This is a genomic window from Streptomyces sp. NPDC001137 (genome assembly GCF_040298885.1).
Taxonomy (GTDB): domain Bacteria; phylum Actinomycetota; class Actinomycetes; order Streptomycetales; family Streptomycetaceae; genus Streptomyces.
Window position 1 is genome coordinate 53,561 of record NZ_JBEPBA010000014.1, and the last position, 20,475, is coordinate 74,035.

Below are 20,475 nucleotides of genomic sequence, written 5' to 3' on the forward strand. Positions count from 1 at the left end.
CTATTGACGCCTCCTTCGCCCTGGGCTTACGTTCCTTTCCAGCCAATAGGAAACTTTCCTAACAGTGATCGGGAGACGGTCCTCCGGTGATCGTCCGATGGACTTCCCTCCCTGGTCACTGAGAAGCTGGGCAGTCGAAAGGCAGGTGTCGACCCACATGGCAGGAACAGCCGGTACGCCGGGCACCCCGCGCGTCCTGCGCGCCATGAACGACCGCGCCGCCCTGGACCTCCTCCTGGAGCACGGCCCCCTGTCCCGTACGCGGATCGGCAAGCTCACCGGCCTCTCCAAGCCGACCGCCTCCCAGCTGCTCGCCCGCCTCGAAGCGGCCGGACTGGTCCTCGCCACCGGCACCACCGAGGGACGCCCCGGCCCCAATGCCCAGCTGTACGAGGTCAATCCGGCCGCCGCGTACGCCGCCGGGCTCGACGTCACCCCCGAGCGCGTCCTCGCCGCCGTCGCCGACATCACCGGCCGCACGGTGGGCTCCTTCGAGCTCCCGACCCCGGGCAGGCGGCCCACCCAGCCCGTCGTCCGGCAGGTCACCGACGCCCTCGACGGTGCCGTGAAGGCCGCGGGGCTCGCCCGCGACGACATCCACCGGCTGGTCATCGGCACCCCCGGCGCCTTCGACCCGAACACCGGTCGCCTGCGCTACGCCTCCCACCTCCCCGGCTGGCACACCCCGGCCCTCCTCGACGAACTCGCCGCCGCGCTGCCGATGCCGGTCGAGTACGAGAACGACGTCAACCTCGCCGCCGTCGCCGAACAGCGGCTGGGCGCGGCCCGCGGGCACGAGGACTTCGTGCTGCTGTGGAACGAGGGCGGCCTCGGTGCCGCCCTCGTCCTCGGCGGGCGACTGCACCGCGGCTGGACCGGCGGCGCGGGAGAGGTAGGTTTCCTGCCGGTTCCGGGCGCGCCTCTGGTCCGGCACGTGACGAAAGCCAACAGTGGCGGCTACCAGGAGCTCGCCGGCTCCCAGGCCATCCCGCACCTCGCCGGCGAACTCGGCATCGGGCAGATCCCCTCAGGGCCCTACGCCGAGGTCGCCGCCGCCCTCGTCGAGCGGGCCGCCGCCGAGGACACCGTCCTGCATCGCAAGCTGCTGCAGACGTACGCGACCCGGCTGGCCACCGGTCTCGCCTCCCTCGTCTCCGTCCTCGACCCCGAACTCGTCGTCCTCAGCGGTGCCTCGCTGACCTCGGGCGGCGAGGTGCTGCGCGCCCTCGTCCAGGCCGAGCTGGAGGAGCTGGCGGCCTCCCGGCCCCGGCTCGTGGTCGGCGACGTCCGTGAACACCCCGTGCTGCGCGGCGCGCTGGAGAGCGCCCTCGCGACCACCCGCGACGAGGTCTTCGACACCTCGCGCTGACACCCCGTACGCACCGCGTACGGGCCCCGAACTCACCCCCCGCGTTCCCTCACCATCCCCCGCCCTGTCCCTGGGAGACCCTGCCATGCCCGGAATGTCCCGGAAAGCGGCCCTCGCCCTCGCCGCCTCCGCCTCCCTCGCCCTGCTCGCCACCGCCTGTACCGGCCAGTCCTCCTCGAGCGCCGACGACGACGCCTCCAAGGACACGACCATCAACTTCTGGCACGCCTGGAGCGCGCCCAATGAAGTGAAGGCCGTCAACTCCCTGATCTCCGGCTTCGAGAAGGCCCACCCCAACATCCATGTGAACGTCGTCGCCAACATGACCGACGACAAGATCAACCAGGCGCTGCGCACGGGCGGCGACAAGGCCCCGGACGTCATCTCCTCCTTCACCACCAACAACGTCGGCAAGTTCTGCTCTTCGGGCGCGCTGGTCGACCTCAACCCGTTCTTCAAGAAGGCGGGCATCGACCCGGAGACGACGTTCCCGAAGGCGATGAACGAATACACCCAGTTCGAGGGGAACCGCTGCTCGGCGCCGCTCCTCGGCGACGCCTACGGGCTCTACTACAACAAGACGGCCTTCGCGAAGGCGGGCATCAAGACTCCCCCGAAGACCTGGTCCGAATTCGAGACCGACGCCAAGAAACTGACCATCCCGGACGGCGACAGCTACAAGCAGCTCGGATTCATGCCGGACTACCACGGCTGGGAGACCACGACCGAGCACTACTTCGGCCAGTTCTCCCCGACGTACTTCGACAAGGCCGGCAAGTCGCAGCTCGCCACGGACCCCGCCTTCGAGGCCGGATTCAAGCTCCAGAAGAAGCTCGTCGACGAACTCGGCGGCTTCAGGAAGCTGGAGACCTACCGTTCCAAGCTCGGTGACGAATGGGGCGTCAAGCACCCCTTCCACACCGGTCAGGTGGCCATGCAGATGGACGGCGAATGGCGCCTGGGCATGGCCCTGGACGCCAAGCCGAAGTTCGACATCGGCGTGGCCCCGCTGCCCGTTCCCGACGACCGGGCGAGCCAGTACGGCAAGGGCTACATCACCGGCACCATCACCGGCATCTCCGCCGCCAGCCACAAGCAGAACGCTGCCTGGGAGCTGGTGAAGTACATGACCACGGACACGGACGCGGTGGTGAACTTCTCCAACGCCATCCACAACGTGCCCTCGACGCTGGCCGCCCTGAAGTCCCCGAAGCTGAAGTACGACCCGCGTTTCAAGACGTTCCTGGACATCGCCGCGAACCCGAACTCGACGACCTCCCCTGCCTCCATCAACGGCGGCGTGTATCTCACCACGATCCAAAACTTCGGCTACGACTACGAGAGCGGAAAGGTCACCGACCTCAAGGCGGGCCTGAAGAAGACGGCCGCGCAGATCGACACGGACATCGCGCAGGCGAAGTAATGGCCACGATCACCCTTGCGTCGAAGCGCCGCCGGTCTGGCCTCGCTGCGAAGCGGCGGAAAAAGGCACTGCGTACGGCCGCCTTCATGTCACCCTGGTTGATCGGCTTCGCGGTCTTCTTCGCGTATCCGCTGATCTCGACGGTCTATTTCTCCTTCATGCACTACGACGGCTTCAAGGCGCCGACGTGGAGCGGGACGAAGAACTGGACGTACGTCTTCGAGCACTACCCGCTCTTCTGGCCGGCCCTGCGCAACACCCTGTGGCTGGTGCTGGTCATGGTGAGCCTCAGGGTCGTCTTCGGGCTCGGGGTCGGTCTGCTGATCACCAAGATCAAGACGGGTGCGGGGGTTTTCCGCACTCTCTTCTACCTGCCCTATCTCGCCCCGCCGGTGGCCGCCACGATGGCCTTCGCCTTCCTGCTCAACCCCGGTACAGGACCTGTGAATTCGATCCTCGAAAAGGTCGGCATTCCGGCCCCGGGCTGGTTCAACGACCCCACCTGGTCCAAGCCCGCCCTCACCCTGCTCGCCCTGTGGGGCATCGGCGACCTGATGGTCATCTTCATGGCCGCGCTGCTCGACGTACCGCAGGAGCAGTACGAGGCGGCCGAACTGGACGGGGCATCCGCCTGGCAGCGGTTCCGGTATGTAACCCTTCCCAACATTTCGCCGATCGTCATGTTCGCCGTCGTCACCGGCGTGATCCAGACGATGCAGTACTACACACAGCCGCTCATCGCGGGGAAGGTCGCCTCCGGCGTGATCCAGGGCGCGGGCACCCAGTTCGAGCCCGGCTATCCCGAGAAGTCGACCCTCACCCTCCCGCAGCTCGTCTACAACCTCGGTTTCCAGCGCTTCGACTACGGCTCCGCCTGCGTCGTCGCCCTGGTCCTGTTCGCCCTGTCCATGGTGTTCACCGCGTTCCTGATGCGGCGCCGGGGCGGTCTCAACCTGGCAGGTGACTGACCATGGCCCAAGTACTGGACAAGCCCGTGCAGTTGAAGGCACCGGTCTCCCCCGCCGAGCGCACGGCCCGCCGCCGGGCCGTACTCGAATGGGTCGCGATCCACTCCCTGGGCGTGGCGACCGCGCTGTTCTTCACCCTCCCCTTCGTGTTCGTGTTCCTGACCTCCCTGATGAGCGACACCCAGGCACTGAGCCGGGACCTCGTCCCGCACACCTGGGAATGGGGCAACTACAAGAAGGTCTTCGACACCCCGGGCTTCCTGACCTGGTGGAAGAACACACTGATCTACGCGGGACTGGGAACAGTCCTTACCGTCGCGTCCTCGATCCCCGTGGCGTACGCGCTCGCCAAGTTCCGCTTCCGCGGCCGCAATCTGTCGCTGATGCTGGTGATCTCGATGATGATGCTGCCACCGCAGGTGATCATCATCCCGATGTACCTGTTCTGGGCGAAGCAGCTGGACCTGTCGGGCACGCTGTGGCCGCTGATCATCCCGATGGCTTTCGGTGACGCGTTCTCCATCTTCCTGCTGCGCCAGTTCCTGATGACCATCCCGAACGAGTACCTGGACGCGGCGAAGGTGGACGGCTGCGGCGACCTGCGCACGCTCCTGAAGGTCGTCCTGCCGATGGCCAAACCGGGCATCGCGGCCGTGGGTCTGTTCCAGTTCTTCTACGCCTGGAACGACTACTTCGGCCCGCAGATCTACGCGTCGGAGAACCCGGGCGCATGGACCCTCAGTTACGGCCTGGAGTCCTTCAAGGGCGCACACCACACCGACTGGAACCTCACCATGGCCGCGACCGTGCTGGTCATGGCCCCCGTGATCCTCGTGTTCTTCTTCGCCCAGAAGGCGTTCGTCGAGGGCGTCACGCTCACCGGAGTGAAGGGTTAACCACGTATGAAACTCACCGTGGTCGGCGGAGGCTCGACCTACACCCCCGAACTCATCGACGGCTTCGCCCGGCTGCGCGACACCCTGCCCGTCGAGGAACTCGTCCTCGTCGACCCGGCGCCCGAACGCCTGGAGCTGGTGGGCGGCCTGGCCCGCCGTATCTTCGCCAGGCAGGGGCACGACGGCCGGATCGTGACGACCGACGACCTGGACGCCGGCGTGGACGGCGCCGACGCCGTGCTGCTGCAACTGCGCGTGGGCGGGCAGGCGGCCCGTGAGCAGGACGAGACCTGGCCGCTGGAGTGCGGCTGCGTCGGCCAGGAGACCACCGGCGCGGGGGGCCTGGCCAAGGCGCTGCGCACGGTCCCGGTGGTGCTCGACATCGCGGAACGCGTCCGCCGTACCAACCCGGGCGCGTGGATCGTCGACTTCACCAACCCGGTCGGCATCGTCACGCGCGCGTTGCTGCAGGCGGGCCACAAGGCGGTCGGTCTGTGCAACGTGGCGATCGGCTTCCAGCGGAAGTTCGCGGACCGGCTCGGGGTCGCGCCGGCCGACGTCCACCTCGACCACGTGGGCCTCAACCACCTCACCTGGGAGATCGGGGTACGCCTGGGCGGCCCCGAGGGCGAGAACGTCCTGCCCAAGCTGCTCGCCGAACACGGCGACGCGATCGCCGCGGACCTGCGGCTGCCGCGGGCCCTGCTCGACCGCCTGGGCGTCGTCCCGTCGTACTACCTGCGCTACTTCTACGCCCACGACGAGGTGGTGCGCGAGCTGCGCACCAAGCCCTCCCGTGCCGCCGAAGTCGCCGAGATGGAACGGAACCTGCTCAAGATGTACGGCGATCCGGCCCTCGACGAGAAGCCGGAACTGCTCGCCAAGCGGGGCGGCGCCTACTACTCGGAGGCGGCGGTGGACCTCGCGGCCGCCCTGCTGGGCTCGGCCGGCAGCCCGTACCAGGTGGTCAACACCCTCAACCGGGGCACGCTGCCGTTCCTTCCGGACGATGCGGTGATCGAGGTGCAGGCGGCGGTCGGCCCCAAGGGGCCGCTCCCGCTGCCGGTACCGCCCGTCGACCCGCTGTACGCGGGCCTGATGGCGAACGTGACGGCGTACGAGGACCTGGCCCTGGAGGCGGCGCTGCGAGGCGGCCGCGACCGGGTGTTCAAAGCCCTCCTCGCCCACCCCCTCATCGGCCAGTACGAGTACGCAGAAGCCCTCACCGACCGACTGATCGCACACAACCGGGAGCATCTCGCGTGGGCATGACCGCACGTGTCCTCGCCGTCGACGCGGGCAACAGCAAGACCGACGTCGCGGTCGTGGCGGCCGACGGAACCGTCCTCGCCACGAGCCGCGGCGGCGGCTTCCGGCCGCCCGTGGTGGGCGTGGAAGCGGCCGTCGACAAGGTCGCCCAGGCGGTGCAACGGGCCTTCGCCGCGGCCTCGGTGAGCTCGGTGGACCACGTCTCCGCCTGCCTCGCCAACGCCGACTTCCCCTTCGAGGAGGAGCAGCTGGCGGCCGCGCTGCACGCGCGCGCGTGGGGCGCGGGCGTGGAGGTCCGCAACGACACCTTCGCCATCCTGCGCGCGGGCGTCACCGAACCCCGCGGGGTCGCCGTCGTCTGCGGCGCCGGCATCAACTGCGTCGGCATGCGCCCCGACGGCCGCACCGCCCGCTTCCCCGCGCTCGGCCGCATCTCCGGGGACTGGGGCGGCGGCTGGGGCCTCGCCGAGGAGGCCCTGTGGCACGCGGCACGGGCGGCGGACGGCCGCGGCGACCCCACCGCCCTCGCGCACACCCTCCCGGCCCACTTCGGCCACGACACCATGCTCGACCTCATCGAGGCCCTCCACCTGGAGCAGGTACCGCCCGCCCGCCGCCATGAACTGACACCGGTCCTCTTCGCCACGGCGGCTGACGGCGATCCGGTCGCCCGCGCGATCGTGGACCGCCTGGCCGACGAGGTGGTGACCATGGCCACGGTGGCCCTGACCCGCCTCGACCTCCTGGAGGAGGAGACCCCCGTTCTCCTCGGCGGCGGCGTCCTGGCCGCCCAGCACCCCCAACTCAACGACGGAATCCGCGAGTTGCTGTCCGCCCGCGCCCCGAAGGCGGTCCCCCGGGTGGTGACGGCGAGCCCGGTGCTGGGGGCGGCACTGCTGGGCCTGGACAGGGTGGGCGCGAAAGCGGAGGTGCACGAACGGGTGCGGGCATACTTCGAGCAACCGCCCAGAACGGAACCGAACTGATTCCCAGAACGTGTTCTTGGGCAGGGGGTCGTGCGGGATCCTGCAAGCCGCCGGCAGGCACCCCGTGCGGATGTCAGTCCTGGCGGCGATACTTGCTGTGACGGATGACCATGGGGGAGGTCAAAAGTGACACACCCGCCGAAGAGCAGTGCGGCAAGACCGGGCACCGCCGTGCCCACGATGCCGTCCGTACCGCCTCAGCCGGGCCGGCCCGTTCCCCCCACGCCGACGGGCCCCGCAGTCGTTCCCGACGTCGTCTCCGCACGCCGTACGGCCTTCGCGGAGGGCGTCGACCGGCTGCGCGAGGCCGCGACCACGGAGCCCGGGCGGCTGCGCATCATCGGTGCGTTCCTCGCCCTTCTCGTCGTCGCGTTCGGTGCGGTCACCGCCTGGCAGATGACGGCCCGGGCGACGGCCGCCGAGCAGGTGCTCACCCGCAGCCAGCCGCTCAGCTCCGACGCGGCCGACATCTACCGCTCGCTCGCCGACGCCAACACGGCGGCGGCCAGCGGCTATCTCGCGGGCCCGCAGGAGAAGCCCGAGACGCGGCAGCGGTACGAGGACGGCATCAGGACGGCCGCGGAAAAGCTGGTCACGGCCGCCTCCAGCTCGGACCCGGGATCCGATTCGGCGAAGACCATCGCCGAACTCAACAAGCTGCTGCCCCGGTACAAGGGCCTGGTGGAGACGGCCCGGGCCAACAACCGGCAGGGCTACCCGGTGGGCAGCGCGTATCTGCGCGCGGCGAACGAGCAGATGCAGCAGCAGATGCTGCCGAAGGCCGAGGCCCTCTACCAGAAGGAGAACCAGCGGCTGAGTTCCGACTACGCGCACGCGAAGTCGTTCCCGTGGGCGGCGGTCGGCCTCGGCCTGCTCGTCCTCGGCGGGCTCGCCTGGGCCCAGCGCCGCAACTACCTGCGCACCAACCGGGTGTTGAACCACGGCCTGGTCATCGCCTCGGCCGCGTCCGTGGTGGTCCTGCTCTGGCTGGTCGTCGGCCACACGGTCGCCCGCTCGGGGCTGAACGCCTCGTACAACCACGGCGTCCGCTCGCTGAACGTGCTGCACGACGCCCGTATCGCGTCCCTGACGGCCCGCAGTGACGAGAACCTCAGCCTGATCCGCCGCGGCGCCGACACCAAGGTCGTGGGCGGCAATCCGGTGGACGCCTACGCCGCCGGGTACGACGAGCAGATCGGTGAGCTGGCGGCCTCGCTGACCAAGGCCGACGGTCTCGCGGACGACTCGGCGGGCCGCAAACCCGTACAGGACGCGAACGGCTTCATGAAGGTGTGGAAGCAACGGCACACGGTCGCGCAGGGCTGGAACGACAAGGGCGAGTACCAGCAGGCCCGGGACAAGGTCATCGGCGTAGGCAAGGACCCGACGAGCGAGTGCTTCGACAACATCGACATCGCTCTGGAGAAGGCGCTCAAGCATGAGCAGACCGAATTCAAGCAGGCCGCGGGTGACGGCCGGGACGCGCTGACCGGACTGCCGTACGGGGCCGCGGTCCTCGCGGTGCTGGGGGCGGCCGGCGCGGTCGTCGGCATCGGGCGCAGGCTGTCGGAGTACCGGTGAGAGGGGGCGTGACGATGGATGCACGGCGTCTGGCACAGCGTCTGCGGACCGGCCTCCGGGGCTGGGGCGGGGTCGGCGCGATGGCGGCCCTGTGCGCCCTCGCCCTGGCGTTCGCACTGCTGCTGCCCCTGACCCAGTCGAGCGGCACGGACGACGCCGCGGGCAGCGGCGGCCCGGGGGTCGCGCAGGGCCTGCAGGCCAGGGCGGCGGCCAAGTGCGACAACCCGCAGGACGGCAGTCTGTCGCCGTCGGGCGGTGACGGCAGCACACCGATCATCGACAGGATCAAGGCCCGCAAGGACCGGCGCCTGATCGTCGGCATCGACACCAACAGCTACCGCTGGGGCTATCTCAACCCGAACAACGCCTCCGGTGCGCCGGAGGGTTTCGACATCGACCTCGTCCACCAGATCGCCAAGGACATCCTGGGCGACCCGGACGCGGTCTCGTTCAAGGCCATCCCGACCAGCCGCCGTATCAAGGCGATTCAGGACGACGAGGTCGACATGGTGGTGCGCACCATGACCATCAACTGCGACCGGATCAAGCAAGTGGCGTTCTCCGCCCCCTACTTCAGGACCGGACAGCAGGTCCTCGCCCCGCGTACCTCGGCGATCACGGGATACAACCGCACCCTCTCCCACAAGAAGATCTGCTCGGCGGACAGTTCGACGGCGCTGGACCGGCTGCAGGCGGACAAGGGGAAGGGCACTCTTCCCACCGGCGCGGACATCTCGACCGTGGTCCCCAACCAGCTCGACTGCCTGGTGAAGTTGCAGCTCGGCGAGGTCGACGCGGTCGTCACGGACGGCGCGCTCGCCGCGAGCCAGGCCGCACAGGACCCCACGGTGCAGCTGAAGGGCGGCCTGTTCACCGACGAGTACTACGGCGTGGCGATGAAGCTGGGCTCCCGGGATCTGATACGCCAGGTCAACCGGACCCTGCAGAACTACATCAAGGACGGCGATTGGGCGGCCTCGTACGAGAAGTGGCTGCATCCGACCATGGACCAGGGTGGCGAGAAGTCGGCGTCGGCGACCCCTCCCGAAGCGCACTACAAGTGACCGATCATCAACTGACGGATGTACGGCACCACACGACGGAACACGACAGCAGCGAGAGGTGATCGATGGGCGTCACGGACCCCGCCGGGCCGGTGATGGACCGGGACGAGGTGGACCGTGCGCTGGCGCGGCTCGGCGCGGAGCACGAGGCGATCGAGACCTCGCTCCTCGCCCTGCAGGACCACGCGGGCCGCAGACTCCTCGAGGGCGCCCAGCTGACGGGCATCACCAAGGAGCGGTGGGCTGCCGCGGAGGCATCGATCACGCTGCTGTGGGCGTACTTCGACGCCTACACGGACGCGTTGCGCTCCGCCCGGGAGATCCGCTCCCGCCGCCGCTGGTCCAGCCGCGAGGACCTGGTGGAGCTGACGGAGCTGCTGCGCGGCGAGTCCGTCACGGTCGCAGGGTCGACGACGGCCACGGCGAACGCGCCGACGCTGCTGTCCGCCCCGGGCAAGCTCAGCCGGCGGTTCTCCCTGGCCGCCCTGGTCGACCTGATGAACGAGCTGTACGCGTCGAGCCTGGACATGGTGGTCGCGGCCGACGCGGTCTGGTCGGCGCTGCCCGCCCGGATCGATTTACTGGCCGCGGAGCTCCAGCGCACCCGTACGCTCGCCCACTCCGTCGGTGTGCGCCCCGGCGAGCACCCCTCCGGGGACGACCTGGAGCGCATCACCCGCACCCTGACCACCCTGCGCGAGCAGGTGATCTCCGACCCGCTGGCGTACTGGATTCCCGCGCAGGGGAGTTCGGCTCCGGGCGGCGGCCGGCCGGACACCACGGTGTACGACCGGGAGGCGCGCGCCCTGGAGGAGGTGCGCCGGGAGATCGACGCCGTGCTCACCGTCCGGCAGGACGCGGAGCAGCGGCTGGTGAAGCTGCGGGACGTGCTCAGCAGGGCGGACCGCACCCTCGCGGAGGCACGCAACGCGCGCGGGGAGGTCCTCGCGAAGATCGCCGCCACGGAGGTGCCGGTCGTCAGCGGCCCGCCGACCGCGCTGCAGGAGCAGCTGGCGACGGCCGCCGAATACCGCAGACACGCCCAGTGGCACCGCCTGTCCCCGCTCCTGGAGTCCCTGGAGCAGAAGGCGGAGGACGAACTGCTGCGCGCCCGCGAGTCGTTGACCGCGGTCACCGCGCCCCTGGCGGTCCGCGCCGAGCTGCGCGGCCGCCTCGACGCGTACAAGGCGAAGGTCGCCCGGCTCGGGTACGCCGAGGACCCGTTCCTGATCGAGCGGTACGACGCGGCGCGCCGCATGCTGTGGAGCGCCCCGTGCGATCTGCGCGTCGCCGAACAGGCCGTGCTGCGCTACCAGCAGGCGGCCGCCGAAGTGCTGGGCGCCCCGCGCGTGCCGCCGCAGGGCGGCCCGCGGGACCGCGGGGGGTCCGGAGCGTGAGCGACAAAGGGGGTACGGCGTCGTCATGAGCGAGGCACAGCAGACCTGCCAGCGACCGGACTGCGAGGGCACGTACGAGGACGTGGGCGGCGGCGAGCTGTACTGCGACACCTGCGGTCTGGCGCCCGTCGTGTCGGCGAAGGGCATGGTGGGCTCGTCGGCCACCGGCATCACCGGCGGCGGCAAGGGCTCGCAGGACAGCGGCAGTTCGCGGGCCGGCAGCTCGCGTACGTCCTCGCAGTCGTCGAAGTCGAGGCGCTCGGTGTCCGGGCGGCTCTCGCGCTCCCTGTCGGGGAGGTCCACGGGCCGTTCGGTGTCGGTGCGCAGCTCCGGTTCCGGCACCAGCACCGGTTCCCGCGGCCGGCTGGGCGTGGGCCTGGTGCAGGTTCCGGACGTGCCGCGGCCCGATCCGCGCGCGATGGTGCTGGAGAACCCGGAGGTGCCCGAGCGCAAGCGGTTCTGCTCGCGCTCCGACTGCGGGGCGCCGGTGGGCCGTTCACGCGGGGAGCGCGCGGGCCGTACCGAGGGCTTCTGCACCAAGTGCGGCAACCCCTACTCCTTCGTCCCGAAGCTGAAGTCGGGTGACGTCGTCCACGGCCAGTACGAGGTCGTCGGCTGTCTGGCGCACGGCGGCCTGGGCTGGGTCTACCTGGCCGTGGACAAGGCGGTCTCCGACCGCTGGGTGGTCCTCAAGGGCCTGCTGGACACCGGTGACCAGGACGCGATGGCGGCGGCGATCTCCGAGCGGCGCTTCCTGGCGGAGATCGAGCACTCCAACATCGTGCGGATCTACAACTTCGTGGAGCACCTGGACCAGCGCACCGGTTCGCTCGACGGCTACATCGTCATGGAGTACGTCGGCGGCAAGTCCCTGAAGGAGATCGCCAACGACCGCCGCACCCCGGACGGCAAGCGGGATCCGCTGCCGGTGGAGCAGGCCTGCGCGTACGGCATCGAGGCGCTGGAGGCGCTCGGCCATCTGCACAGCCGCAACCTGCTGTACTGCGACTTCAAGGTCGACAACGCGATCCAGACCGAGGACCAGCTCAAGCTGATCGACATGGGCGCGGTGCGCAGGATGGACGACGAGGAGTCGGCCATCTACGGCACGGTGGGCTACCAGGCGCCGGAGGTCGCCGAGGTCGGCCCGTCGGTGGCGTCGGACCTGTACACGGTCGCACGCACCCTGGCCGTCCTGTCCTTCGACTTCCAGGGCTACACGAACGTCTTCGTGGACTCCCTGCCCGACCCCGACAACATCGAGGTCTTCCGCCGGTACGAGTCCTTCTACCGGCTCCTGGTCCGCGCCACCGACCCCGACCCGGCCCGCAGGTTCGCCTCCGCGCAGGAGATGGCGGAGCAGCTGACGGGTGTGCTGCGCGAGGTGGTGTCGCTGCAGACGGGCCGGGCGCGGCCCGCGCTGTCGACGCTGTTCGGACCCGAACTGAAGGTCACGGACACGGAGTTGTTCCCGAAGCTGGAGGGGGACGTGTCACGGCTGGGGGCGCGGATGGTGCGGCCGCGGAAGGGGCAGCAGCCGCAGCTTCCCGCGTCGGCGAACGGCACGGCGGCCCTCGTCAAGCACGTCGACTCCCCCACCGCGGCCCTCGCCCTGCCGGTCCCCCGCGTCGATCCCTCCGACCCGAACGCGGGTTTCCTGGCGGGCCTGATGACGACCGCGCCGGCCGAGCTGCTCGGGGCGCTCGCCGCGGCTCCGGCGGCCTCGGTCGAGACCCGGCTGAGGCAGATCCGCGCCTGGCTGGAGAACGGCGACTTCGCGACCGCACTCAACGCCCTGCAGACCCTGGAGACCGAGCGGCCCGACGACTGGCGGGTGGTCTGGTACCGGGGCGTGGCCGCGCTGGTGACCGGCGACGAGGAGAGCGCCGCGCTCGCCTTCGACGCGATCTACGACGCCTTCCCCGGCGAACCCGCGCCCAAGCTGGCGCTCGGCCTGTGCGCGGAGGTGCTGGGCCAGCTGGACAACGCGGCCGAGTACTACCGGCTGGTCTGGTCGACCGACCCCAGCTATGTGAGTGCCGCGTTCGGTCTGGCCCGCGTGCAGCTCGCGACCGGGGACCGGCGCAGTGCCGTACGGACGCTGGAGTCGGTACCGGAGTCCTCGATCCACTACACGGCCGCGCGGGTGGCGGCCGTGCGGGCACGGCTGCGCGGGCGTACGGCGGCCGCTTCCGACGTACCGTTCCTGGAGGACCTGCGGGCCGCCGCCGGGCAGGTCGAGGCGCTGGACGCGTATGGTCTGGATCCGGCACGCCGGGAGCAGTTGTCCGCCGAAGTCCTCGGTTGCGCGCTGGACTGGATACTCTCCGGTGGCCAGGTGGTTGCTCCCGCCGCGCAGCGCGTGCTGCTCGGCAGCGACCTGGACGAGCGGGGACTCCGCTTCGGACTGGAGCGTTCGTACCGCACGCTGGCCCGGCTGGCGCGGGGCGGCGAGGAGAGGATCGACCTGGTGGAACGTGCCAACCGTTACCGCCCCCGGACGTGGGTGTAGTTGATGTCGCAGATGCCCCAGCAGGCCGCCCTGTCGAACTGCCCGAGCTGCGAGTGGCCGCTCGAGTCGGGTGACCGTTTCTGCGGTGCGTGCGGATACGACCTGTCCGTCGTGCCCGCACGGCCGGACGACCATCCGACGATCGCGCTGAACGGCTCGGACCTGCGGCCGGGCGAGGGCGACGGTGCGGCCTGGCCCGTCGCCGCCGCTCCGGGCGGCTCCGACACCCCGGCGGCGACCCATCTGCCGACGGACCTGCACGGCACGGACTCGGGCGGCTCCCCGCTGCCGCCGGAGCAGCCCACGGGATCGCCGGTCTCCCCCGCCTCCGGGGTGCGCTTCGACCGGCCGCCGGTGCCCGACGAGTACCCGCTGCAGGCCCCGGACCCGCGCGTCGCCTCGCTCGCCGCACCCGCCGAGGAGGCCAAGCTGTGCGTGGCCTGCCGCGCGGGCCGTGTCGACGACGACGGCTACTGCGAGAACTGCGGGCACGCCCAGCCCCGGGAGCGCGACCACATGGAGCAGGAGTCCGGCCCGGTGGCCGCCGTCAGCGACCGAGGTCTGCGCCACCACCGCAACGAGGACGCGTTCGGCATCGGCACCGCCACCCTGCCCGACGGCGCGCCCGCGTCCGTGGCGATCGTCTGCGACGGGGTCTCCTCGGCGACCCGGCCCGACGAGGCCTCGCTCGCCGCCGCCCGCGCCGCGAACGACGCGCTGCTCACCGCCCTGCCGCGCGGCACGCACCCGCAACAGGCCATGCACGACGCGATCGTGGCCGCCTCGCACGCGGTCAACGCCCTGGCCGACGAACCCGCGACCGCCCGCGAGCACTCCCCGCACCAGAACGCGCCCGCCTGCACCATCGTCGGCGCGGTCGTGACGGCCGGGCTGCTGGTCGTCGGCTGGGTCGGCGACAGCCGCGCCTACTGGGTGCCGGTGGACCGCAGTTCGGCCCCGGCCCGCCTCACCGAGGACGACTCGTGGGCCGCGCAGATGGTCTCCGCGGGCCTGATGAGCGAGGCCGAGGCGTACGCCGACGAGCGGGCCCACGCGATCACCGGCTGGCTCGGCGCGGACGCCTACGAACTGGAGCCGCACACGGCTTCCTTCAAGCCGGACCGGCCGGGTGTAGTGGTGGTGTGCACGGACGGACTGTGGAACTACGCGGAGGCGGCCGAGGAGATGGCCGAGGTCGTGCCGACGGATGCCGCCGTACGTCCGCTGCACAGCGCCCGTGTGCTGGTCGGTCACGCCCTGGACGGCGGGGGCCACGACAACGTAACAGTGGCCGTCGTGCCGTTCCCGGCCGTCCCTCAGGGGGCAGGATCGGCCTGAGGCCGTATACGGGGATGCCTCAGCGGACCGGAGGGGACCGGTCCGCATACAGTCGTCGCCCCGCGAACGCGGGGTTTTCGAGGGGGATTTGAGTAGGCATGGCCAATTTCTCGAAGTCCAGCGTGCCGCAGTTCTCGATGGACGTGTACCAGAACGAGTACCTGCCGGAGGGCGGCCGCGAGGTCAACGCCATCGTCACGGTCACCGCCACCGGCGGCGGCACGGTCGGCAGCGCCGTCGCAGCGCCTCACCTCTACGGGCCGGGGCGCGGCCCGTCGGCGGGGGTGGCGATCATGGTCGACTGCTCCGGCTCGATGGACTACCCGCCGACCAAGATGCGCAACGCCCGTGACGCGACCGCCGCCGCGATCGACACCCTGCGCGACGGGGTGCACTTCGCGGTGATCGGCGGCACGCACGTCGCCAAGGAGGTCTACCCGGGCGGCGGGCGCCTCGCGGTCGCCGACGCCACCACCCGCGGCCAGGCCAAGGAGGCCCTGCGGAAGCTGAGCGCGGGCGGCGGCACGGCCATCGGCACCTGGCTGAAGCTGGCCGACCGGCTGCTCTCCTCGGACGAGGTCGCCATCCGGCACGGCATCCTGCTCACCGACGGCCGCAACGAGCACGAGTCGCCCGAGGACCTCAAGCGGGCGCTCGACGAATGTGCCGGACGGTTCACCTGTGACGCACGTGGCGTGGGCACCGACTGGGAAGTGAAAGAAGTCACAGGAATCGCCTCCGCACTGCTCGGCACCGCCGACATCGTCGCCGACCCGGCCGCCCTCGCCGCCGACTTCACGCAGATGATGGAGAAGGCGATGGGCAAGGAGGTCGCCGACGTCGCTCTGAGGCTGTGGACGCCGGTGGGCACCACCATCAAGTTCGTCAAGCAGGTGGCGCCCACGGTCGAGGAGCTGACCGACCGCCGCACGGAGGCCGGCCCACGCGCCGGGGACTACCCCACCGGCTCCTGGGGTGACGAGTCCCGTGACTACCACGTATGCGTCGAGGTCCCGGCCGCGGCCCTCGGCCAGGAGATGCTCGCCGCCCGGGTCTCCCTGGTCGTCCCGCAGCCCGACGGCAGCGCGCACAACCTCGGCGCCCAGGGCCTCGTCAGGGCCGTGTGGACCGACGACATGGTGGCTTCCACCTCGATCAACCCCCAGGTCGCCCACTACACGGGGCAGGCCGAACTGGCACAGGCCATCCAACAAGGGCTGGATCTTCGCAAAGCGGGCGATATGGATGGAGCAACGGCCAAACTAGGCCGGGCCGTTCAGCTCGCCAGCGCCTCCGGAAACGCGGATACTGCGAAACTGCTTGCGAAGGTGGTGGACGTGGTCGATGCCGCGACAGGTACTGTGCGACTGAAAGCGAAGGTCGCGGAGGCCGACGAGATGACTCTCGAGACACGGTCGACAAAGACTGTTCGTGTAAAGAAGTGACAGCGACGTCCCGTCGCCGTACACATCACACACATCCCAGGATCGAGTAGGACCCTGAAGGAAAGGGGGAAGCGCCGACATGCCGACCTGCCCGAACGGACACCAGTCGGGTTCCGACGACTGGTGCGAGGTCTGCGGTCACCGCATGGCCGGTGCCGTGCCTCCGCCCCCTCCCCCGCCGCCCCCGCCCGGCGGCGGCTACGGCTTCCCGCCGCCCGGCCAGGGCCCTCGGCCCGGCGGCCGCCCGCTCTCCTCTGTGCCGGACCCCGAGCCGGAGCTCTGCCCGCAGTGCCGTACGCCCCGTGAGGGCGGCGCGCCGTTCTGCGAGGAGTGCCGGTGGAACTTCCTGACGAACACCGCGACCTCGTACACCCCGGCCGCCCCGCGCCCGCCGGCGCCCGGCCCCGGCGGGCCCTTCCAGCAGCAGCCGCCCGGTCCGTCGTACGGCGGCGGCGACTCGTACGAGTACCAGGGCTCCCGCCCGTCCCAGATGAACCGCCCGGCGGAGCCGATCCCGCCGAGCCCGTTCGGCAACGAACCCTCGGGCCCGCCGAGCCCCTTCGGCAACGAGCCCTCCGGTCCGCCGAGCCCGTTCGCCGACCGGTCCGGCTTCGGCCCCGACCCGTCGCGTCCGGTCCCGCCGCCGCCCGGCCCCACACCGCACGGCGGCCCCGGTGGCCCGGGGGGCGCCCCGCAGGCGTTCCAGCAGCCCGGTCCGCCGGCCCCGCCCCGCTACCCGCAGGAGACGGGACGTCCGCCGCAGCAGGGCGGTCCGTCCTTCGGCGGCGGTGACGACGACTGGGTGATCTCCCCGCCGTCCGGCGGCCCCGGCGGCCCCGGTCAGGGCGGTGGCTACGGCTATCCGCAGCCCGGCTCGACGCAGGCACCCCCGCCCGGCCAGGGCTTCCCGCAGACGCAGGGCGGGCCGGTGACCTGGACGGCGACCATCGGTCCGGACCGCGAGTACTTCATGGCGATGATGCAGCGCTCCGGCCCGGAGGCCGCGGGCCTCAACCTGCCCGCGTACTCGCCGGAGCAGCAGCGCACCCTCAGCGGCAACCAGATCACCATCGGCCGCCGCCGGCACTCCACCGGCGACACCCCCGACATCGACCTGGCGGTGCCGCCGGAGGACCCGGGCGTCTCGCACCAGCATGCGGTGCTCGTGCAGCAGCCGGACGGCAGTTGGGCGGTCGTGGACCAGAACTCGACGAACGGTACGACGGTCAACGGCTCTGATGAGCCGATTCAACCCTTTGTGCCGGTGCCTCTGCAGGATGGGGATCGAGTGCACGTGGGTGCGTGGACGACGATCACTATTCGCCGTGGGTAGTTGATGTCGTTGTGGGGCGCGGCGCGGTCGTGGCTGGTCGCGCCCCTCAAGGGCGGCTGAATCACCGGAGGGGCCAGATGTACGGCCCCTTCGGGTCGTCCAGCCATGCCCACGCTCGCTCTGTGCCGATGGTGATGCCGTAGCGCTGGCGCTCCGGCTGTTCCTCGTGGTCCCAGAGGGCGAAGGCCTCCTGGGGATCGAGGGTGCCGCGGGTGAGGGCCAGGAGGAAGCGGAAGAGTTCGTGGTCCCTGGCACGGCGGGGAATGTCGCCGAGTTGGAGTGACTCCTGCTCGGGGCGGGTCCCGCCGCGCAGGGGGACGAAATAGGCGGGCGTGTGGAGGAAGCGGCCCTCGGCGTGGGTGGGGTCCCGGACCGTCAGGACGATCAGGCCCGTGGCGAAGGGCGCCAGGATGCGGGCGCCGGGGTTGCACTGGGCGAGCCAGGCGCGCGGGACCGAGGTCAGGGTGCAGGTGGCGATGATCCGGTCGAAGGGGCCGCGTTCGGGGACTCCGCGCGCGCCGTCGCCGGTGACGACGGCCGGGTGGTGGCCGGCGGCGGCCAGGTGCTGCCGGGCCGACTCGGTGATCTCCGGCTCCAGGTCGACGGTGGTGACCAGGTCGTCGTCGCCGAGGCGGTGGGCCAGCAGGGCAGCGTTGTAGCCGGTGCCCGCGCCGATCTCCAGGACCCGGTTGCCGTCCTCGACCCTCAGCTCGGCCAGCATCTTCGCCATCAGCGACGGCTGGCTGCTGGAGGAGAGCAGCTCGCCGTCGCGCAGCCGCGTGGCCAGCGGGGCGTCCTCGTAGGCCCCGCGCAGCCAGCGCTCGCGCGTCCGTGGATCAGGGCTCTCGCCCCAGCGTCGCTCGTAGCCGCCGACGACCCCGACGTAGTAGTACGGCACGAAGAGATGGCGCGGGACCGCGGCGAACGCCTCCCGCCACACCGGGTCGTCGTCCCAGGCCCCGCTCGCGTCGATCTCCCGTACGAGCTCCGCCCGCGCGGTGGCCGCGAGGTCGTCCAGTTCCTTGTCGAGAGCAGCTGCGCCCATAGGTCCACTGTGCGGCGGGAGGGGGCACGAGGCGAGTACCGAAGCCGCCAGATCCGGAATGTCCGGTTCCTGGAGGCGGGGCGGGGACCTAAGCCTCAAGTCCTCCGCCGAGCGGTCTGAGAGCATGGGAGCGTGAATGAGATTCGGCGCGGCACGCTTCAGGAGCAGACCTTCTACGAGCAGGTCGGCGGGGAGGAGACCTTCCGCCGCCTCGTCCACCGTTTCTACGAGGGGGTGGCCGAGGACCCGGTACTGCGGCCCATGTACCCCGAGGAGGACCTCGGCCCGGCCGAGGAGCGCCTCACGCTGTTCCTGATCCAGTACTGGGGCGGCCCGACGACGTACAGCGACAACCGCGGCCACCCCCGGCTGCGCATGCGTCACGCCCCCTTCACCGTGAACCGCGAGGCGCACGACGCCTGGCTGCGGCACATGCGGGACGCCGTCGACGAGCTCGGCCTGTCCGAGGAGCACGAGCAGCAGCTGTGGAAGTACCTGACGTACGCCGCGGCCTCGATGGTCAACGCCCCGGACTGACCCTGACGACGTTCGGCGCGGCGGCACGGTTCGCCCTGTCACGCGTCGGCGCGCGAGCGGTGACGCGGCCCTGCGCCACTCGCTGCGGGGCCCGCAGAACGCCGCGCAGCGCCTCGGTCCGAAGTCCGGCGACCGCGTGGCCCTGGAGCCGGACCGCATCGCCGTACGGCCGGACGGCAGTGAGTGATCACGTGGGATGACCACCGGACCCGTGCGGATGGCTACCGGACGCTGACGTCCAGCCCCCCAAGCCCCGCACGCCGTACGGCGATCGACCCGTACGGCGTACGCAGCCGCAGCCAGGCGCCCGACGAGACCAGCGCCAGGTCCCCGGCACTCTGCGTGGACCGGAGGAACCCGAGCGACTGTGCCGCGTGCGCGGCCCGTACCGGAAGGTGGGTGTCGCCGACCGTCCGGGACCAGATCTCCCGTCCGATGCGGTCGAGCTCGGCGCGTGTGCGCAGCTCGGGTGCCAACTCCCCCGTACGGGAGCGGAATTCGGCGACGGCCGCGCCGACCATGGCGCGCAGCGCGTCGGGCGCGGGCAGCCCGGGCTCGGGCCGCCAGCCGCCGCGGGGCGGGAGGACGCCGGCCCACGGCGGCCCCGTCAACGCCGCCGGAACGCCCGCCGTCGCCGCCGACTCGTCGACCACCTCCAGGAGTTCACCGGCGGACACGGTCACGTCGAGCGTGACGTCGAGCCCGTTCTCGTACGGCTTGGCGAGCCGCACCGCGCGGATCGCGAGCACCTCGAAGGACGGCGGCCGCCCGAAGACGGCGAGCGCGGTCCCGGCGGCCTGGAGACGTACCGCGGCACCGCGGTCGTAGTGGAGCAGCCGCGAGAGGAAGGCCGCGAGGTCCGCCGCCTCCCGCTCGTCGGCAAGGTGGAGCGCCGTCATGCGGCGACGGCCTCCTCCTCGGCGTCGTCCCGGTACCCCTCGAGGAACTCCCGCTCCTCGGAGGTGATCCGGCGCGGCCGCTGCGTCTCGAAGTCGAACGGCACGACGACGGTCGAGGCCCGTACATAGACCAGGTCCTCGTCCTTCACCTCGTAGGTGACGGTGAAGGACGCGGCCCTGATCTCGGTGATCCACAGCTCGATGTCCACCGGGTCGGGCCGGTGAACGAGCTGCCGCTTGTAGTCGATCTCATGGCGCGCCACCACGGACCCCTGCTTGGACTCCTTGCCCCGCAGGGACAGGAAGTCGATGCGTGCCTCCTCCAGATACCGGAGGAAGATCGCGTTGTTGACATGGCCGTAAGCATCCATGTCCGACCAGCGCAGGGGGCAGCGGTAGATGTGACGCAAGAT

Annotated in this window: 17 protein-coding genes; 14 read left to right on the top strand and 3 right to left on the bottom strand. The window is 70.9% G+C overall.

The window, feature by feature from the left end; genetic code table 11:
• Positions 1-157 precede the first annotated feature (157 nt).
• The 13 genes from ABT254_RS26450 (at position 158) to ABT254_RS26510 (ending at position 17,581) form a co-directional block, all read left to right on the top strand.
• Positions 158-1,369, top strand: coding sequence for an ROK family transcriptional regulator (locus ABT254_RS26450; RefSeq protein WP_351474823.1), 1,212 nt, complete (start codon positions 158-160; stop codon positions 1,367-1,369).
• A gap of 85 nt (positions 1,370-1,454) precedes the next feature.
• The gene (locus tag ABT254_RS26455; protein ID WP_351474826.1) at positions 1,455-2,792 is read left to right on the top strand and encodes an ABC transporter substrate-binding protein; all 1,338 of its coding nucleotides are present in this window, start codon (positions 1,455-1,457) and stop codon (positions 2,790-2,792) included.
• Positions 2,792-3,760 (top strand): carbohydrate ABC transporter permease, encoded by a 969-nt coding sequence (locus tag ABT254_RS26460; RefSeq protein WP_351474828.1) that lies wholly within the window; start codon positions 2,792-2,794, stop codon positions 3,758-3,760. Before ABT254_RS26455 ends, ABT254_RS26460 begins: the two co-directional genes overlap by 1 nt.
• Positions 3,761-3,762: 2 nt before the next feature.
• A complete protein-coding gene (locus tag ABT254_RS26465; RefSeq protein WP_351474831.1) occupies positions 3,763-4,656 on the top strand; it encodes a carbohydrate ABC transporter permease in 894 nt (297 codons plus the stop codon).
• 6 nt (positions 4,657-4,662) lie between these two features.
• Complete coding sequence (locus ABT254_RS26470) at positions 4,663-5,928, top strand: 6-phospho-beta-glucosidase (protein ID WP_351474834.1); 1,266 nt, start codon at positions 4,663-4,665, stop codon at positions 5,926-5,928.
• Positions 5,919-6,911 (top strand): N-acetylglucosamine kinase, encoded by a 993-nt coding sequence (locus tag ABT254_RS26475; protein ID WP_351474837.1) that lies wholly within the window; start codon positions 5,919-5,921, stop codon positions 6,909-6,911. The genes ABT254_RS26470 and ABT254_RS26475 overlap by 10 nt, the downstream gene beginning before the upstream one ends.
• Before the next feature lie 126 nt (positions 6,912-7,037).
• Positions 7,038-8,492 carry a CHASE3 domain-containing protein gene (locus ABT254_RS26480; RefSeq protein WP_351474840.1) on the top strand — a complete coding sequence of 485 codons (1,455 nt, stop codon included), beginning with the start codon at positions 7,038-7,040 and terminating at the stop codon, positions 8,490-8,492.
• Positions 8,493-8,506: 14 nt separating this feature from the next.
• A complete protein-coding gene (locus tag ABT254_RS26485; protein ID WP_351474843.1) occupies positions 8,507-9,556 on the top strand; it encodes a glutamate ABC transporter substrate-binding protein in 1,050 nt (349 codons plus the stop codon).
• Positions 9,557-9,621: 65 nt separating this feature from the next.
• Complete coding sequence (locus tag ABT254_RS26490; RefSeq protein WP_351474846.1) at positions 9,622-10,953, top strand: coiled-coil domain-containing protein; 1,332 nt, start codon at positions 9,622-9,624, stop codon at positions 10,951-10,953.
• Between the two features lie 25 nt (positions 10,954-10,978).
• The gene (locus ABT254_RS26495; protein WP_351474849.1) at positions 10,979-13,465 is read left to right on the top strand and encodes a serine/threonine-protein kinase; all 2,487 of its coding nucleotides are present in this window, start codon (positions 10,979-10,981) and stop codon (positions 13,463-13,465) included.
• Positions 13,466-13,468: 3 nt separating this feature from the next.
• The gene (locus ABT254_RS26500) at positions 13,469-14,803 is read left to right on the top strand and encodes a PP2C family protein-serine/threonine phosphatase (protein ID WP_351474852.1); all 1,335 of its coding nucleotides are present in this window, start codon (positions 13,469-13,471) and stop codon (positions 14,801-14,803) included.
• A 98-nt stretch (positions 14,804-14,901) separates the two neighbouring features.
• Positions 14,902-16,248 (top strand): vWA domain-containing protein, encoded by a 1,347-nt coding sequence (locus ABT254_RS26505; protein ID WP_351474854.1) that lies wholly within the window; start codon positions 14,902-14,904, stop codon positions 16,246-16,248.
• Between the two features lie 79 nt (positions 16,249-16,327).
• Positions 16,328-17,581 (top strand): FHA domain-containing protein, encoded by a 1,254-nt coding sequence (locus ABT254_RS26510; RefSeq protein WP_351474856.1) that lies wholly within the window; start codon positions 16,328-16,330, stop codon positions 17,579-17,581.
• A gap of 61 nt (positions 17,582-17,642) precedes the next feature.
• Here ABT254_RS26510 and ABT254_RS26515 read toward each other — a convergent pair whose 3' ends face one another.
• Positions 17,643-18,626 (bottom strand): methyltransferase domain-containing protein, encoded by a 984-nt coding sequence (locus ABT254_RS26515; RefSeq protein WP_351474858.1) that lies wholly within the window; start codon positions 18,624-18,626, stop codon positions 17,643-17,645.
• Positions 18,627-18,758: 132 nt separating this feature from the next.
• Here ABT254_RS26515 and ABT254_RS26520 point away from each other — a divergent pair, with 132 nt between their 5' ends.
• Complete coding sequence (locus tag ABT254_RS26520; RefSeq protein ID WP_351474861.1) at positions 18,759-19,163, top strand: globin; 405 nt, start codon at positions 18,759-18,761, stop codon at positions 19,161-19,163.
• A 221-nt stretch (positions 19,164-19,384) separates the two neighbouring features.
• On the opposite strand, the gene ABT254_RS26525 is transcribed toward ABT254_RS26520, so the two are convergent.
• Both ABT254_RS26525 and ABT254_RS26530 read right to left on the bottom strand, forming a co-directional pair.
• Entirely contained in the window at positions 19,385-20,062 is a 678-nt protein-coding gene (locus ABT254_RS26525) for a DUF8185 domain-containing protein (protein WP_351474863.1), read from the bottom strand.
• On the bottom strand, positions 20,059-20,472 hold the full coding sequence (locus tag ABT254_RS26530) for an acyl-CoA thioesterase (protein ID WP_351474866.1): 414 nt from the start codon (positions 20,470-20,472) through the stop codon (positions 20,059-20,061). Before ABT254_RS26530 ends, ABT254_RS26525 begins: the two co-directional genes overlap by 4 nt.
• Positions 20,473-20,475: the final 3 nt, after the last annotated feature.